Here is a 14,721-nt window from a genome sequence, read left to right as displayed (position 1 = left end):
GCTCTGTAAGTGGTTATTTTTGCTGCTGCTTATGTGAAAAATGATTGCCAGAGTGGTGGTGATAGGCCATTAACTGAATGGATACTAATCCTTTACATACAGATCAATTAGAGCAATGGTGGATCCGGGCCTTGGAAGGGGATACGTATGCCTTTAAAAGTATCCACGGGGAGCTGTTTAAGGGCCTTTACAATTATGCTTTGAAATTATTGCAGGATGGAGAGTTGGCCAGTGATGCCGTGCAAGAGCTATTTGTCCGTCTTTGGGTACGGCGGGCGAGCATTGGCCAGATGCGAAAGGTGAAGCCTTATTTTTTTACGGCCTTGCGGCGGCAGGTGCTCAACCAATTGCGGGATAACCAGGTGAGAGCCCTGAAAATCAGTGGGCTGTCTTCGCCGGATATCGATTTTTCCCCGGAGGAGATCGTCGTGCGCAATGAAGAGTATGAAACCTTGCAGGACAGGATCGCCGCTTTGCTGAATGAATTGCCCAAGCGACAGAAAGAAGTCATCTACCTCCATTACTTTGAAGAAATGGATTACTCGCAGATAGCAGAGGTGATGGGGATCAATTATCAGTCAGTCTTGAATCTCACACAAAAGGCCTTGCAGAAACTGCGACAGGCCAATTTACTCCAGGTCTTGTTAACGCTCGCGGCCCTTTATCGTTGGTACGGAAAGATTTTTTGAGAAAAGAGAGTATGAAAATCCCGTTTGCGTGTCTTCTGGGATAAACGTGCTTCATGGACGAGGTTACAAAGAACAATAAGGATGAGTTTCCTTTTGGTTTTCGCCACCGGCCGGTGAGTGATGAGCTGCGGGAGAAGAACTGGAAAGCGGTGGAAGAAGCTATCCGGCAATCGGAAGGTATGCCGGTGGATGAAAGCTGGCGTACAGGGAGAAGGGTCGTCCGTTTGGTACGGGTGTTTGCGGCGGCGGCTTCGCTTATCGCCTTTGCTTTTGGCATCTGGTGGATCGGTACGCGCACGGGTCATCCGCAATATGCCAAACAGATGACTGGATTCGGCGAGATGAAGACGATCGTTCTGCCCGACAGTTCGGTTGTTATTCTCAATAGTAATTCTTCCCTAACCATCCCTGAACAATGGACGGAGGCCGCCGACCGGCAGGTCTGGCTGGAAGGGGAGGCTTATTTCCAGGTGAAGAAGCAGCCTGCTACGGTGAAAAAGTTTGTCGTTCATACCCGGCAGGTGGATGTGGAGGTGTTGGGGACGCGGTTCAACGTCAATACCCGGCGGCAGCAGGCGGTGGTTTCGCTGGAAGAAGGGAAGGTGCGGTTGTCGGTACTTAGCGCCGGTGCTACGGTTGTAGGCCAGAAGACGTCGATGGTGATGCGGCCGGGCCAGGTGGCTGTCGTCAATTCGGCGCAGCAGACCACGCTCAACGAGGAAAAGGCAGTGACGACCCATTCCGGCTGGACGCGGCATGAATTCCATTTCGATAATACTTCACTGGAAGAGGTGGCCCATATTGTGGAAGACACCTATGGATATAAGATGGAAATGGAGGACTCTGCCACCATGTCCCAGTACAAGGTATCGGGAGATGTGCGGGTACAAAATGTCGAAGAGATGACGCGGGTACTCGCAGCATCCTCGGGTTATGCAATGCGGATCAAGGATAAAACTATTTACGTAACGTTTCATTAAAAGTTTTTAGTAAAACATAACGCCATATGAGAAGAAGACCTTTTACAGGTAAGTTGCTGTTTTTTGTACTATTCTTTCTTGGAGGCAGCAACCTGATGAACGCCCGTTCGCAGACAAATGCCTGGCTCACCTCCTATTCACAGGTGAGTTTGAGTGTAGCCAATCAGACACAGGAACCCCGAGCCCAGGCTCGTAGTATCTCCAATATTCTGGCCGATGCCCGCAAGGTGTTCGACGTGGATTTCATCTATGAGTCCCGGATCCTGCCTGAAGCACGGCTGGTGATAGATGTGGAGAAATACAAGACCGTGGAGGATTTCCTGGATGAATTACTGAGGCCCTATAACCTTAAATACAAGAAGGTGCTGGCCAAGGCCTATGTCATCTATTCCAGCAATACGGAGTTGAAGAAGCTCGTCTCCGGTCTTGTCCATGGGAATACAGAGATGACTACCGAATTGTTGCATACCAGCGGAGCGGATGCCCGGTCGATCGTCGTCACGGGGCGCCTGGTCGATGAAAAGGGGGCGCCGCTGGAAGGAGTAAGCGTAACGATCAAAGGCTCGAACAAGGGAACCCTGACGGATAAGGAGGGGAATTTCCGGTTGGATGTCCAGAATGAGAATGCCGTGCTTGTCTTTTCGCTTGTCGGTTACCAGACAAAGGAAGAGCTGGTGGGCCGGCAGACGGATATTCAGCTTACCCTCGCCACACAGAGCCAGGGGCTCAATGAAGTCATCGTGGTGGGATATGGTACACAGAAGAAGAGCGTGGTTACGGGGGCCATTTCCAGCGTGAAGTCCAGTGACCTGGAAGACCAGCCTGTCAACCGTTTGGAAGATGCGTTGCAAGGCCGCACTTCCGGGGTGACCATTGCCGCCAATTCCGGTCAGCCGGGCTCTTCGGAGCAGGTAAGGGTACGGGGCACGACCTCTATCAATAACAGCGATCCGTTGTATGTAGTGGACGGAGTGCCGTTGGACGGGGGCGGATTGGATTACCTCAACCCGGCCGATATCGAATCTATTGAAGTGTTGAAGGATGCGGCAAGCCAGGCCATTTATGGGGCGCGTGCGGCTGCCGGCGTTATCCTGGTGACGACGAAGAAAGGCAAGGCGGGGACGATGCGGGTAGCCTATGACGGTTATTACGGTACACAGGCTCCGTCGAGAAAGCTGCATTTGCTGAATGCTACGCAATATGCCACGCTGCGTAATGAGTCTTCACTCGCGGCCGGGCCCGGGCATGGGATCATTTTTGCCAATCCTGCGTCCCTGGGTCAGGGCACGGACTGGCAGAGCCAGATCTTTGACAACAGCGCCAGTGAAATGAGCCATCAACTGAGTTTCAGCGGCGGAACGGACAAGAGCACCTTCTTTTCATCGCTGGGTTATTTCGATCAGAATGGTATCGTTGCCGATCCCATTTCCTGGTACAAGCGGCTCACCGCACGGTTCAACGGGTCTCACAAGATAAACCCGTGGCTCAGCTTTGGGGAGAACATCGGCTATTCCTATATCAAGAACCAGGGGCTCGGGAATACGAACAGTGAGTTCGGCGGGCCGCTGAGCTCGGCCATCAATCTCGATCCGGTGACGCCGGTGGTGATCACCGATCCGACCATCCTGAACGATCAAAACAGCATTTACAACAGGAAGCCAGTGGAGCGGGACGCGCTGGGAAGGCCTTATGCCATATCCAACTATGTCGGTCAGGAAGAGACCAATCCCCTGGCTTATATCAAGACACAACAAGGCTACAATTGGTCGCACAATATCGTAGCCAACGGCTATCTCGCGGTGATGCCCATCAAGGGTCTCGAACTGCGGACCTCCATCGGCACGAAACTGGCCTTTTGGGGCTCCAACAGTTTCACGGATTCCTTTTATCTCAACGGTTCGACCGGCAATGCCATTCCGACCTTTAACCGGGATAATGAGAACCTTTTCATCTGGGATTGGGAGAATACGGCATCGTACAACCGGCATTTCGGGCTGCATAACCTCACGGCGTTGATCGGTACCAGTGCCTGGGAGAACAACCAGGGCACGGGGATCAGCGGTAGTTTCCAGTACATGCCGGTGAACACCCTGGGGCAGGCCACGCCGAACTATAGTCTGCCCAATGCCGACAAGGTCGCCAACGGTTATGATGGCATCGTCCATCATGTAAGCTCGGAATTTGCCCGGGTGGTCTATAGTTATGATGACAGGTACCTGCTGGAAGGCCAGATCAGGAGGGATGGGTCCACCAAATTCGGCCCGAACAACAAGTATGGGTATTTCCCCGGTGGATCCGTCGGCTGGGTGGTGTCCCGGGAGAGTTTCTTCCCGACTGACAGAAATCCCATCACTTTCCTGAAGGTCCGCGGCAGCTATGGGGTCACCGGTAGTGATAATATCGGGGATTTCCTGTATGAGTCGACAGTGAGTGGCGGCCGCAACTATATGATGGGTAACGGTTACGCCATTGGCTACAGCCCCAATGCGCCGCCCAATCCCAACCTGAAATGGGAGCAGACGAAGCAGACGGATGTGGGTTTCGATGCCGTGGTGATGAACAATATCACCGTTACATTCGATGCCTATAATAAGAAGACGACGGGTATGCTGCTGGCCGAGCAGTTGCCGGAGTATGTAGGCGCCAGCGGGCAGCCGACGGGTAATGTCGCTGACATGACCAACAAGGGCCTGGAACTCGAGCTGGGCTATACCAAGAAGGTGGGCCAGGTACAGCTGGGATTCAGAGCCAACGGCTCCCTGCTGCAGAACCGGATCAACTCTATGGGAGTCACGCCTTACACGGTGGTTTCAACTTTCCAAAGCAGCGCCTATGAGATAAGCCGGAATACTCCCGGACATGCCATCGGATCGTTCTACGGCTTCAAGACCCTGGGCATTTTCCAGACCCAAGCGGATGTCAATAATTATGTCAACAAGAGCGGGCAGCTGATCCAGCCCAATGCCAAGCCTGGGGACTTTAAATGGGCCGACCTGGATGGGGATGGGCAGATAACGTCAAAAGACCGGACCTTTATCGGTGATCCCACGCCTCACTATACGTATGGATTTACGGCAACTGCTGCCTGGAAGGGCTTCGACATCCTGGTATTCGGTCAGGGGGCAGGTGGCAATGTGATCTTCCAGGGCTTGCGCCGGCTGGATATCCAAAGCGCCAATTATTCCACTAAGGCATTAGGCCGGTGGACCGGACCCGGAAGCACCAACAGCTTTCCCCGACTGGTGGACGGTGATCCCAACAGCAACTTTACCAATCCTTCCGGTTTCTACCTGGAACCGGGCGCCTATTTCCGCATCAAGACCCTGCAGCTCGGGTACACCATTCCGCAGAGCCTGTTGCGCCGGTGGACCCTGCAGAAAGTTCGTGTATACCTGACTGGTTATAACCTGGTGACGTTTACCCACTATACCGGTTACGATCCCGAGATTGGCGGCGGCAAAAATACAAGTATCGACCGGGGCTTTTATCCGCAGGCCCGGACCCTGCAGGCAGGCTTGAGTGTCGGATTCTAACGATTAAAAAAACGAATTGTATGAAAAGAACACACTTTCTATATTCCTTTCTTCTGGCAGGTGTAGTATTGGGCGGCACCGCCTGTAAGAAGAGTTTCCTGACCGCAAAACCGGAAGGAACGACCCTCGAAAGCGATTATTACCAAACCCCTGCCCAGGCCTATGCGGGGATGGTAGCAGCTTATAATCCGCTGGGCTGGACGGTAGTCAGCTCGTACTCACCTTTGACGGTGGAACTGACCCTGGCTTCGGATGAGGCCTATGCGGGCGGGGGTTCGTCGTCGGACATGACGGGTTTTCAACAGTGGAACACCTACACCCTGAGTTCGGCTACGCCGAATATCCTGGCCGATTTGTGGAGCCGCAATTTTACGGGTATTGCCAGGGTCAATACAATGCTGGAGAAGATCGGGAACGTTCCCGGACTCACCAGCGATCTTAAGACGAGGTATACGGCGGAGATGCAGTTTCTGCGGGCTTACTATTATTTCGACCTCGTACGGCTGTTCGGGAATGTTCCGCTGATCACGCATGTCCTGGGCCAAAGTGAATGGTTCACACAGGTGCAGGCCAAGCCGGCGGACATCTATGCGCAGATAGAGAAGGACCTGAATGCCGCTATTCCCAATCTGCCGGCAACCGTGAACACTGCCACGGACGGCGGGCGGGCTACCAAGGGGGCCGCACAGGCGCTGCTGGGTAAGGCCATTATTTACGAGAATAATACTTCCAGGATGCAGGAGGCCGCGAATGATCTGAAGCAGGTGAACACCTCGCCCAACTATGCCCTGTTGGCCAACTATGCGAGCATCTTCGACCCGAACAATAAGTTCAATTCGGAATCGATCTTTGAGATCGTGCATACCTCCGCCGGCGGGAAATCCTGGGGCAACTGGCCCAATTTCGATGGCAATGTGGGTGTGCAGATGGTAGGTCCCCGCGGCTATAGTGGGCCGACCTTCGAATCGGCTGCAGCCGGCTGGAGCTTCTGCCCGATTACGCCCGACTTGGTCGCTGCGATGAAGGGTGATCCACGGTATTCCGCGACCATTGCGAATATCGACAGTCTGGCCAAGGCCGGGAAATGTACCTACACTCCGGGCTATATGAACACTGGTTATTTCATTCGGAAATATGCGCCGCTGACGGCAAACCAGGGTACGGTAGGCAATATCGAACTGAACTGGCCGAATGATGAGATCGAGATCCGGCTTGCCGACACCTATCTGCTGGAAGCCGAGGCCCAGGTGAGGGGCGGAGGCGACCAGGCCAGGGCGCAATCGTTATTGGATGCGGTGAGAGCGCGAGTAGGGTTGGCGTCGGTACCGGCCACGCTGGACAATATTTACAACGAGCGGCGGCTGGAGCTGGCCACGGAAGGCCATCGCTGGTTCGACCTGGTGCGTACCGGGCAGGCGCCGACGGTGCTGGCAAAGAAAGGGTTCAAGGCAGGGACGAATGAGATATTGCCGATTCCGCTGCAGGAGCTGAATAATACGAAACTGGTACAAAACCCGGGCTACAATTAATTGTGTTGAATGAGCCGCCGGAGGCGGCTCACGACCGGGAATATTAAAACAAAGAGTAAATTTTTGCCATATGCGAACTGTTCTTTTTTCTCTTGTATTGATTGGGACGGCCTGGTTCAGCGGCTGTACCCCTGATAAAAATTCTGCCAGTTTGGGCGCTTTACCCAAGGCCAGCTTTACTGTTGCGCCTGTCAGCGGGGCGGTGAATTTATTTGCCGCGACGGCTTCGACGTCGGGTGTTTTTTCCTGGTTTTGGGATCCCGGTGATGGATCGCAACGGACGCAGGGTACAGCCAATGACACGTTGTATTACGCGAAGGCGGGCAATTACCGCGTGACCCTCCTGGTGCTGGGTCAAGGCGGGTATGATACGGTGTCGCAGATCGTACAGGTAGCGGCCAACGACCCGGGGATCAATATCCTGCAGGATACGACCTTTACCTCGAATACGGCCTGGACGAAGCTGAATACGGGGGCGCCGGTGACTACCACTACCCTGAATGCACCGGGCCTGAATTTGTCGAACCCTCCGAACAGCGGTTTTACCAATAGCGGTGTTTACCAGCCGGTGGCTGTCATTGCGGGAAAGCCCTATACCTTCCACGCCAATGTGCAGGGGGCGGGGGCGACGAATACCTGGGTGGAGGTTTATATCGGATGGACGCAGCCGACGCAGGGCAAGGATTATACCGATACCAAGCTTTGGTCGCTGAATACCTGGTCGGGGTGTGGTAAGAGCGCTTTTAGCGGAAATATTGATTCTTTGAGTTGTTCGGGTTCCGGCCCCAAAAGCGGGCAGATCACTTTTGCCCAAAGCGGAACGGTGTACCTGGTGATCAAGGCCGGTAGTGCAGGCGGTAGCCTTGGCACGGGCGGGGTCACTTTCACGAATATTGGATTAAACAAGCCTTCACGTTAATATGAGATTTCTTTGGATATTCCTTGTCCTTGGCGTGGCAGCCTGTTCGAAGGGCAGCAGCGGTGGCGGTAGCACGACGGGCAATCAGCCTTCGGTGAAGGTGAGCGATGTGACGCAGGCCCGGCAGACACAGGCTTCGGCATTCCGGTTCTATATCGACCTCAGCACCGCCAGTCAGCAGGCTGTTACTGTCAGTTACACGACGGCGGATGGCACGGCAAAGGCGGGCGCCGATTACACGGCGGCTTCGGGGACGGTGACGATCCCCGCTGGTCAGACGGAGGTGTATGTCGACGTATCCGTCGCCGGCGATAGCCTGAGACAGGCCGACCAGACTTTCTACATGCAATTGAGCAATCCCGTCAACAGTACCCTAGGGACGTCCAAGGCTACGGCTACCATCATCAATTCCGACCTGTTGTACTTGCCGACAGATACGACGGGGTACAGAACTCCCAAGAGCTATCCCGGATACACTCTTGTGTGGAGCGATGAGTTTAATGGTAATTCCCTCAATACGGGGGATTGGAACTATGAGCAGGGGGGCAACGGCTGGGGCAACCACGAACTGGAAAACTATACCAACCGCACCCAGAATGCTTTTGTGTCGGCCGGGAATCTGATCATCGAGGCGAGGCAGGAGTCCTATAGTGGTAGCAATTATACTTCGGCACGGCTAACGACACAGGGTAAGCGATCTTTTACATTTGGGCGGATCGATATCCGGGCCAAGCTGCCGGTGGCGAAGGGGATGTGGCCCGCCTTATGGATGTTGGGTACCGATATTTCGAGTGTGCCCTGGCCCGGCTGTGGTGAGACGGATATTATGGAATTGGTGGGCAGTAATCCCAACCGGGTGACGGGTTCGCTTCACTGGCAACAGGCGGGGGGCAGCGAGGGCACGTATAATAACAATTATTTCCTCCCGTCGGGGCAGGATTTCTCCCAGCAATTCCATGTCTTTAGCATCGTCTGGCAGAACAACAGCGTGCAATTCCTGGTGGATGACCAGGTGTATGTGAATGGAAGTTCGGCTAATGTTACGAGCGGAACCTATCCCTTTAACAGCCCCTTTTTCTTTATATTTAATGTAGCGGTGGGTGGCGACTGGCCAGGATCGCCCGATGGGACGACGAATTTCCCCCAGCGGATGTATGTAGATTATGTGCGAGTGTTTCAATAAACGCATTATATGAAAACCATCACGAAGATATGGTTTGGGATTTCTATCCTGTACCTTGGCGGGATCACCGCCTGTAGCAAAAGAAGCAATAATCCGGCTCCACCGGTGACGCCGCCAGCGGATACCACAAAGTCGATGGTGAATTCCCAGGTGGCGTTCTGGTTGACAAATCCCGACAAGACCGCGCTGTTCCAGCAACAGAACGTTGCCTTGAACTTTGGCAGTGGTCTTGCCGTGGAGCCGGTGATCACCGTCGATTCGACCCAAACCTATCAGACCATCGATGGCTTTGGGTATGCCCTGACGGGGGGAAGTGCGCAGCTGATCTATAGCCTGCCGGCGGCGCAACGGACGGCGTTGGAGCAGGAACTCTTCGGGACGGACACCACGCACATCGGGGTGAGCTATCTTCGGGTGAGCATCGGCGCGTCCGATATGAGTGCGCGGGTCTTTTCCTATGATGACAATGCCAGTCCCTCACAGCCGGATACGACGCTGGCCAACTTTGATCTCGCCGATGACAAAACGTATCTGGTGCCGTTGTTGAAAGAGATTCTGGCCATAAATCCTTCCATCAAGATACTGGGCTGCCCCTGGAGTGCGCCTCTGTGGATGAAGAACAATAACAACAGCAAGGCGGGGTCGCTGTTGTTGCAGTATTACGGAGTATATGCTAACTATTTTGTCCGTTATATCCAGGCGATGAAGGCCAATGGTATTACGATCGATGCCGTGACGCCGCAGAACGAGCCATTGAACCCTTATAACACGCCCAGCATGGTGATGCAGGATACGTCGGAAGAGCGGTTTGTCCGGGATTGGATGGGGCCGGCATTCAAGGCGGCCGGCATTACTACGAAGATCATTATCTGGGATCACAACTGTGATGTGGCTTCTTATCCATTGACGATACTTGCGGATGCGAATGCGGCGCAATATGTGGATGGCAGCGCTTTTCACCTGTATGCGGGAGATATTTCGGCCCTTTCCACAGTTCACAATGCCTACCCGAACAAGAATGTATATTTCACGGAACAGTATGTCGCTGGTCCGGGTAATTTCGGCAGCGACCTGGACTGGGCGATCCGAAATCTTATTGTCGGCGCTTCGCGCAACTGGAGCCGGAATGTGCTCGAGTGGAATATGGCGGCCGATCCCAATTATGGGCCACATACCGTTGGAGGGTGTACCGTTTGCCAGGGCGCGTTTACCATCGACGGATCATCGGTGGGCCGGAATACTTCCTATTATATCATTGCGCATGCCTCCAAATTTGTGCGGCCGGGTTCTCTCCGGATAAGTTCGAATCTCACCGGCAACCTGCAGAATGTGGCGTTTATGACGCCGGCGGGGAAGAAGGTGTTGATCGTGCTGAACGATAACACTGCTGCGCAGACGTTTACCGTGCAATTCAATGGAAAGAACTTCTCTACCTCCCTGAATGCGGGTGCGGTGGGGACGTATGTGTGGTAGTTTGCTGGTGCCCGCGCCGCGTCGTACCTTTGCGGCCATGACAAAGGTATATTTGAAGAAAAAGATCAGCCGGCGGGTGGAGAATGGGCATCCGTGGATATTTGGTAATGAGGTGGGGACGGTGGAAGGAGACAGCGCCGGGGGCAGTATTGTAGACGTCTATACACATGATAAGAAGTTGCTGGGAAGGGGCTATATCAACCTGCAATCCCAGATTGCGGTGCGACTGTTGACCCGGGACAAGGCCGAGACCATCGACGATGCCTTTTTTTATTCCCGCCTGAAGGAGGCCTGGACTTACCGGCAGAAATTGGGTTATACGGAGAACTGCCGCCTTGTGTTTGGCGAGGCGGACTATCTGCCTGCCCTCATCATCGATAAATTCAACGATTATTTTGTATTGCAGACGCTGGCGTTGGGGATGGACCGGTGGAAGCCGGCGATCGTCGATGCCTTGCAGCGGATCTTCCAGCCAAAGGGTATCTATGAACGTAATGATGTGCCTGTGCGGGAATTGGAAGGGTTGCCCCAGCAGAAGGGCTTTTTGTCTGCGCCTTTTGATACGCAGATCATTATTCAAGAGAATGGGTTGCGATTGCATGTAGACCTGGAGAATGGTCAGAAGACGGGCTATTTTCTTGACCAGCATGATAACCGCCGCGCTATCCGGCATATCGTCAAAGATGGCGATGTGTTGGGGGCTTTTTGTTATACGGGGAGTTTTGAGACCCATGCGGGTTTTTATGGGGCCAGGTCTGTACTGGGACTCGATATTTCGGAGAATGCCGTGGCGCAGGCCCGGCGTAATGCGGAGTTGAATGGCCTTGGCGAGGTATGCCGTTATGAGGCCGTGAATGCATTTGATGCCCTCAAGCAATGGAGCAAGGATGGACGGCAGTATGATGTGGTGATGCTCGACCCGCCTGCCTTCACCAAGAGCCGGGAGACGATACAAAAGGCTATTACCGGCTATAAGGAAATCAACCTTCGGGGTATGAAATTAGTGAAGAAGGGTGGTTTTCTGGTGACGTCTTCCTGTACCAACCTTGTGCAGCCGGAGTTGTTCCTCGAGACCATCCATCTTGCAGCTAAAGATGCGCGGCGCAGGTTACGCCAGGTAACCTTCCAGGCGCAGGCGAGCGACCATCCCATCATCGACGGGTGGGAGAATACCAATTACCTGAAATTCCTTATCGTACAGGTGCTGTAAGCGACTACCGGCCGGTGATGGTATAGAAAAATTTCGGACTATACCGCTTCAGCAGGGCCGCAATCCCGAAGGCCAGAACGATCACAGCGAGAAACGAACCTACAAGGAATAGCCAAAGGAAGCCTTCGTAGTGGAGGTATCTTTCCGCACCCAGTTTCAGGAGTCCGCGCTGTATCAGGGTGAATAGGAACATATTGATGGCGAAGAGGAAGAAGGAATAGGGCTTGTATTTCGCCAGGTATTTGAAGGCAAGACTATTCTGATTACTATCCACCAGATTGTAGACAGAGAACAGGAAGAGCATCGCGATACACATTTTTATTTCCAGGAAGGGAAATACATTGTCTTTCCAGAAGGAGCTGGACAACGTCACCCATACGAGCACCGGGATCAGGATGATGGCGCCTAATTTGCTGATCGGCACGCGGGGCATATATTTCTCGTTGTATCCAAAGTAGCAGCCCATGAGATAGTAGGGGAGGAAGCGGGAATGGAAATACGACTCGAGATCGATCCAGTTAAAGGAATAGCAGGAGAGTACCAGGAGGAAGAAGGCGAGATAGACCCACCTGTTTTTCAACAAATAATAGATGAAGAAATTGAAGGGCAGTATCAGGATCAGGTTCTGGAGGTACCAGAAGTTGGATAGGGTTGGATTGCGCAAATTGCTGAGCATGTTCTTGAAAGAGAGGGATTCTTCCGGGGCATACCAGAAGGTAGAGTGGAAGATGCGGACATAAACATCCTTTATCACGATGTAGACCACAAAGAAAGACAGGCACCAGAAAAGATAGGGTACTACGAGGCTGTGAAAGCGATTCTTCAGCTTTTTGAAATAGGGGAAGCTATCCTTTGTTTTATAGAAAAAGAGATATCCGGATAATATCGCGAGGCAGGGAGAGGTAAAATCGAACCAGATATCGAAGATCTTACGATCGTATTGAGCATGGGACAGGTAAAGGTTAATGTTCCAGTGATTGATCAGTACGATGTGAATGACGAGAAAACGGATCTCATCGATGTGCTGCAAATTACGTTTCATGATACGCTGGCTTAGGGGTATAGAATAAAAGGGTGATGCTCTAAACAATCAAGATCGTTCAGGGATTTGGATCTACGGGAATTTCACAGTGAGGTGGAAAAGATGATAGGGTGTCTATCATTTATTTATTGACCTGAAAGATGCCTGAGTCGGTGACCCGCCCATCTTCATCCTTCAATTGGAAGGTATAAAGGCCGCGGGTAAGGTCGCTCAGGTTGACCGTTTTTTTATCGGCCACATCTGGCACATCTTTCACTTTCCTTCCCAGAAAGCTATAGATCTGCAGCGTATAGGTCTTGTTCGCTTCTTTGGTTAGCTCGAAGGTTATATAAGAGACTGCAGGGTTAGGATAGAACTTTATGACCTTATGCTCGGGTTCGGACAACGGGCCCCTTGCCTGGCTTTTAGCCTGGGTGGATGTCAGTAGAATAATGGATAACAGGATGTAAAAAACCTTCATGCTTTAGGTAAATTTTACCTGTGAACCCAAAATAGTCATATCTTTTCAAAGATACAAATTAGCCCTGAGAATAATGCAACAAAATAAATGACCGGCTGGCGCCGGTCATTTTCGTAAGTAGTTGATTTATACTTAGTTGAGGTCGCCGAGGGTCTTCTGGATCGCAGTGAAATCGGGCAGGTCGCTGGCCGTTTCCAGGACTTCCGCATAGCGGACGATACCAGCTTTATCCAGGACGAAAGCCGATCTTTTGGCGACGCCTCTCATGTCAAATACGAAGGTGTCGTAGAGGGTGCCGTAGTCGGAGGAGACCGTTTTATTGAAATCGCTGAGAAGAGGAAAGTTGAGCTGCTGGTCATCCTTGTACCTGGCCAGGGTAAAGACGGAGTCTACACTGATGCCGAGGACGACGGCATTGGCATTGTTGTAGAGGGCGATGTTGTCGCGAGTGTTGCAGAGCTCTTTTGTACAAGTTCCGGTGAAGGCCTGGGGGAAGAATAGGAGCAGGACGTTTTTGCCTTTATAGTCGCTAAGGGTAACCTTTTCTTTTTCGGAGTTGAAGAGAGTGAAATCAGGGGCTTGCTGGCCCACCTGAATGGATGGAGTGCTCATAGTTCGATTTTAGGCGATAAATGTAGGCTAAAATCTCGGATCGTGATATTTTCCGTTACGGCTTCTGTCGTGGTCGCGATTGTTTAGCAGGCCCGAATAGGAAATGGACAATTCGAAGCCGCCGCGGCTGTTGCTTACCGTATTGAGGGGAGATATGTTGACGTCGTAGCTGAGGCCGACGTTGAAAGAATTCATCTCCAGCTTCACGACGGGGATGAGGGCATCGTTCCAGCGGACAAAGGTGCCCAGGGTGATGGCATAAGGATAATTGTCGGGGTCATTTCCCATTTTGTACGTATAGAGGACGCCGCCCATGCCTTCTTCCGCGGGGCCCTGGTGGGAGTAGTCGGCGTAGAAGGTAAAGTAGGAGAAGTCGTTGACAACGGTTTTGAGGCCGAAGGAGAAGACGTATTTAGGATCGAGTTCGATGGCCGGGTTTTTATAAAAGGAATTTTTGGGCCGGTTGAGATGATGATAGGCGAAGCCGAAATACATCGTATTCTCATTGTCGGTACCGAAGGCGGTATTGAAGCTGATGCCGAGGCTGCCATCGAGGTAGTGGACATTCGGGGAGAGGATGGTCTCTCCATTGGGGAGGGCGGGGTCATAGGCCGTGCCGTTGTACTGGCTGTTGGTGGTTACCTTGGAGAGATCGAGTGTTTTTTCCACCAGTCCGCCCATAAACCCTACGGCGAGGTACATGGGTCTTTCATTGCTCAGGGATTTGTGGTAGTTGATGGCCGGGAGCAGTTCGGTTGTCGTCAGGGCGGCGGTGCCGGCTTTGTCGTAGAGCACCTGGAGAGCGGTGGTGAAATAATCGTCCTGCTGACCTACGGGCCATTTCATCTCTGCGTTGAGCGAGCCGGTGCGATAGGCGTCGGCGAAGCTGTTCCATTGGTCGCGAAAAACGGTCTGGATGCGATAGTCTCCGGTGAAGATGCCTGCAAGAGAAGGATTACGGAGCAGCGGTGTTTCATAGAATTGGGAGAAATGAATGTCCTGCGCCCGGGCAGAGGCGCCAAGGAAAAGGAGAACAAGGCTATACCGTACAAAATTTCTCAAGCGAAATAATATTATTCGTTTACTAAAGC

General features: G+C 52.7%; 12 protein-coding genes. 8 read left to right on the top strand and 4 right to left on the bottom strand.

What is annotated here, in order from left to right:
* Nucleotides 1-77 precede the first annotated feature (77 nt).
* The 8 genes from IEY39_RS22940 (at nt 78) to IEY39_RS22905 (ending at nt 11,516) form a co-directional block, all read left to right on the top strand.
* Nucleotides 78-689 (top strand): RNA polymerase sigma factor, encoded by a 612-nt coding sequence (locus IEY39_RS22940; protein WP_188936108.1) that lies wholly within the window; start codon nt 78-80, stop codon nt 687-689.
* A 53-nt stretch (nt 690-742) separates the two neighbouring features.
* Nucleotides 743-1,669 carry a FecR family protein gene (locus IEY39_RS22935; RefSeq protein ID WP_188936106.1) on the top strand — a complete coding sequence of 309 codons (927 nt, stop codon included), beginning with the start codon at nt 743-745 and terminating at the stop codon, nt 1,667-1,669.
* 26 nt (nt 1,670-1,695) lie between these two features.
* A complete protein-coding gene (locus IEY39_RS22930; protein WP_229689042.1) occupies nt 1,696-5,202 on the top strand; it encodes a SusC/RagA family TonB-linked outer membrane protein in 3,507 nt (1,168 codons plus the stop codon).
* 20 nt (nt 5,203-5,222) lie between these two features.
* On the top strand, nt 5,223-6,731 hold the full coding sequence (locus IEY39_RS22925) for a RagB/SusD family nutrient uptake outer membrane protein (protein WP_188936104.1): 1,509 nt from the start codon (nt 5,223-5,225) through the stop codon (nt 6,729-6,731).
* A gap of 70 nt (nt 6,732-6,801) precedes the next feature.
* Nucleotides 6,802-7,650, top strand: a complete 849-nt coding sequence (locus IEY39_RS22920) for a PKD domain-containing protein (RefSeq protein ID WP_188936102.1) — start codon at nt 6,802-6,804, stop codon at nt 7,648-7,650.
* Nucleotide 7,651: 1 nt separating this feature from the next.
* Nucleotides 7,652-8,833, top strand: a complete 1,182-nt coding sequence (locus tag IEY39_RS22915) for a family 16 glycosylhydrolase (RefSeq protein WP_188936100.1) — start codon at nt 7,652-7,654, stop codon at nt 8,831-8,833.
* A gap of 9 nt (nt 8,834-8,842) precedes the next feature.
* Nucleotides 8,843-10,306 carry a glycoside hydrolase family 30 protein gene (locus IEY39_RS22910; protein ID WP_188936098.1) on the top strand — a complete coding sequence of 488 codons (1,464 nt, stop codon included), beginning with the start codon at nt 8,843-8,845 and terminating at the stop codon, nt 10,304-10,306.
* Between the two features lie 37 nt (nt 10,307-10,343).
* Nucleotides 10,344-11,516 (top strand): class I SAM-dependent rRNA methyltransferase, encoded by a 1,173-nt coding sequence (locus IEY39_RS22905; RefSeq protein ID WP_188936096.1) that lies wholly within the window; start codon nt 10,344-10,346, stop codon nt 11,514-11,516.
* A 4-nt stretch (nt 11,517-11,520) separates the two neighbouring features.
* Here the strand turns inward: IEY39_RS22905 and IEY39_RS22900 are convergent, their stop codons facing one another.
* The 4 genes from IEY39_RS22900 to IEY39_RS22885 form a co-directional block, all read right to left on the bottom strand.
* Nucleotides 11,521-12,558 carry an acyltransferase family protein gene (locus tag IEY39_RS22900; protein WP_188936094.1) on the bottom strand — a complete coding sequence of 346 codons (1,038 nt, stop codon included), beginning with the start codon at nt 12,556-12,558 and terminating at the stop codon, nt 11,521-11,523.
* Between the two features lie 121 nt (nt 12,559-12,679).
* On the bottom strand, nt 12,680-13,018 hold the full coding sequence (locus IEY39_RS22895; protein ID WP_188936092.1) for a T9SS type A sorting domain-containing protein: 339 nt from the start codon (nt 13,016-13,018) through the stop codon (nt 12,680-12,682).
* 132 nt (nt 13,019-13,150) lie between these two features.
* Nucleotides 13,151-13,630: a redoxin domain-containing protein gene (locus IEY39_RS22890; protein ID WP_188936090.1), complete on the bottom strand. Its 480-nt coding sequence runs from the start codon at nt 13,628-13,630 to the stop codon at nt 13,151-13,153.
* A 27-nt stretch (nt 13,631-13,657) separates the two neighbouring features.
* Nucleotides 13,658-14,692: a PorP/SprF family type IX secretion system membrane protein gene (locus tag IEY39_RS22885; RefSeq protein ID WP_229689041.1), complete on the bottom strand. Its 1,035-nt coding sequence runs from the start codon at nt 14,690-14,692 to the stop codon at nt 13,658-13,660.
* Between the last annotated feature and the right edge of the window lie 29 nt (nt 14,693-14,721).

This window comes from Puia dinghuensis, assembly GCF_014642875.1.
Taxonomy (GTDB): domain Bacteria; phylum Bacteroidota; class Bacteroidia; order Chitinophagales; family Chitinophagaceae; genus Puia; species Puia dinghuensis.
The sequence above is the reverse complement of the archived record's forward strand: the minus strand, read 5'-3'. Positions and strand labels throughout refer to the sequence as shown.

Coding starts and splice junctions, on each gene's coding strand:
- IEY39_RS22900 (WP_188936094.1), bottom strand. CDS start 12,558: ATGAAACGTAATTTGCAGCACATCGATGAGATCCGTTTTCTCGTCATT.
- IEY39_RS22890 (WP_188936090.1), bottom strand. CDS start 13,630: ATGAGCACTCCATCCATTCAGGTGGGCCAGCAAGCCCCTGATTTCACT.
- IEY39_RS22920 (WP_188936102.1), top strand. CDS start 6,802: ATGCGAACTGTTCTTTTTTCTCTTGTATTGATTGGGACGGCCTGGTTC.
- IEY39_RS22910 (WP_188936098.1), top strand. CDS start 8,843: ATGAAAACCATCACGAAGATATGGTTTGGGATTTCTATCCTGTACCTT.
- IEY39_RS22895 (WP_188936092.1), bottom strand. CDS start 13,018: ATGAAGGTTTTTTACATCCTGTTATCCATTATTCTACTGACATCCACC.
- IEY39_RS22925 (WP_188936104.1), top strand. CDS start 5,223: ATGAAAAGAACACACTTTCTATATTCCTTTCTTCTGGCAGGTGTAGTA.
- IEY39_RS22915 (WP_188936100.1), top strand. CDS start 7,652: ATGAGATTTCTTTGGATATTCCTTGTCCTTGGCGTGGCAGCCTGTTCG.
- IEY39_RS22935 (WP_188936106.1), top strand. CDS start 743: ATGGACGAGGTTACAAAGAACAATAAGGATGAGTTTCCTTTTGGTTTT.
- IEY39_RS22905 (WP_188936096.1), top strand. CDS start 10,344: ATGACAAAGGTATATTTGAAGAAAAAGATCAGCCGGCGGGTGGAGAAT.
- IEY39_RS22940 (WP_188936108.1), top strand. CDS start 78: ATGGATACTAATCCTTTACATACAGATCAATTAGAGCAATGGTGGATC.
- IEY39_RS22930 (WP_229689042.1), top strand. CDS start 1,696: ATGAGAAGAAGACCTTTTACAGGTAAGTTGCTGTTTTTTGTACTATTC.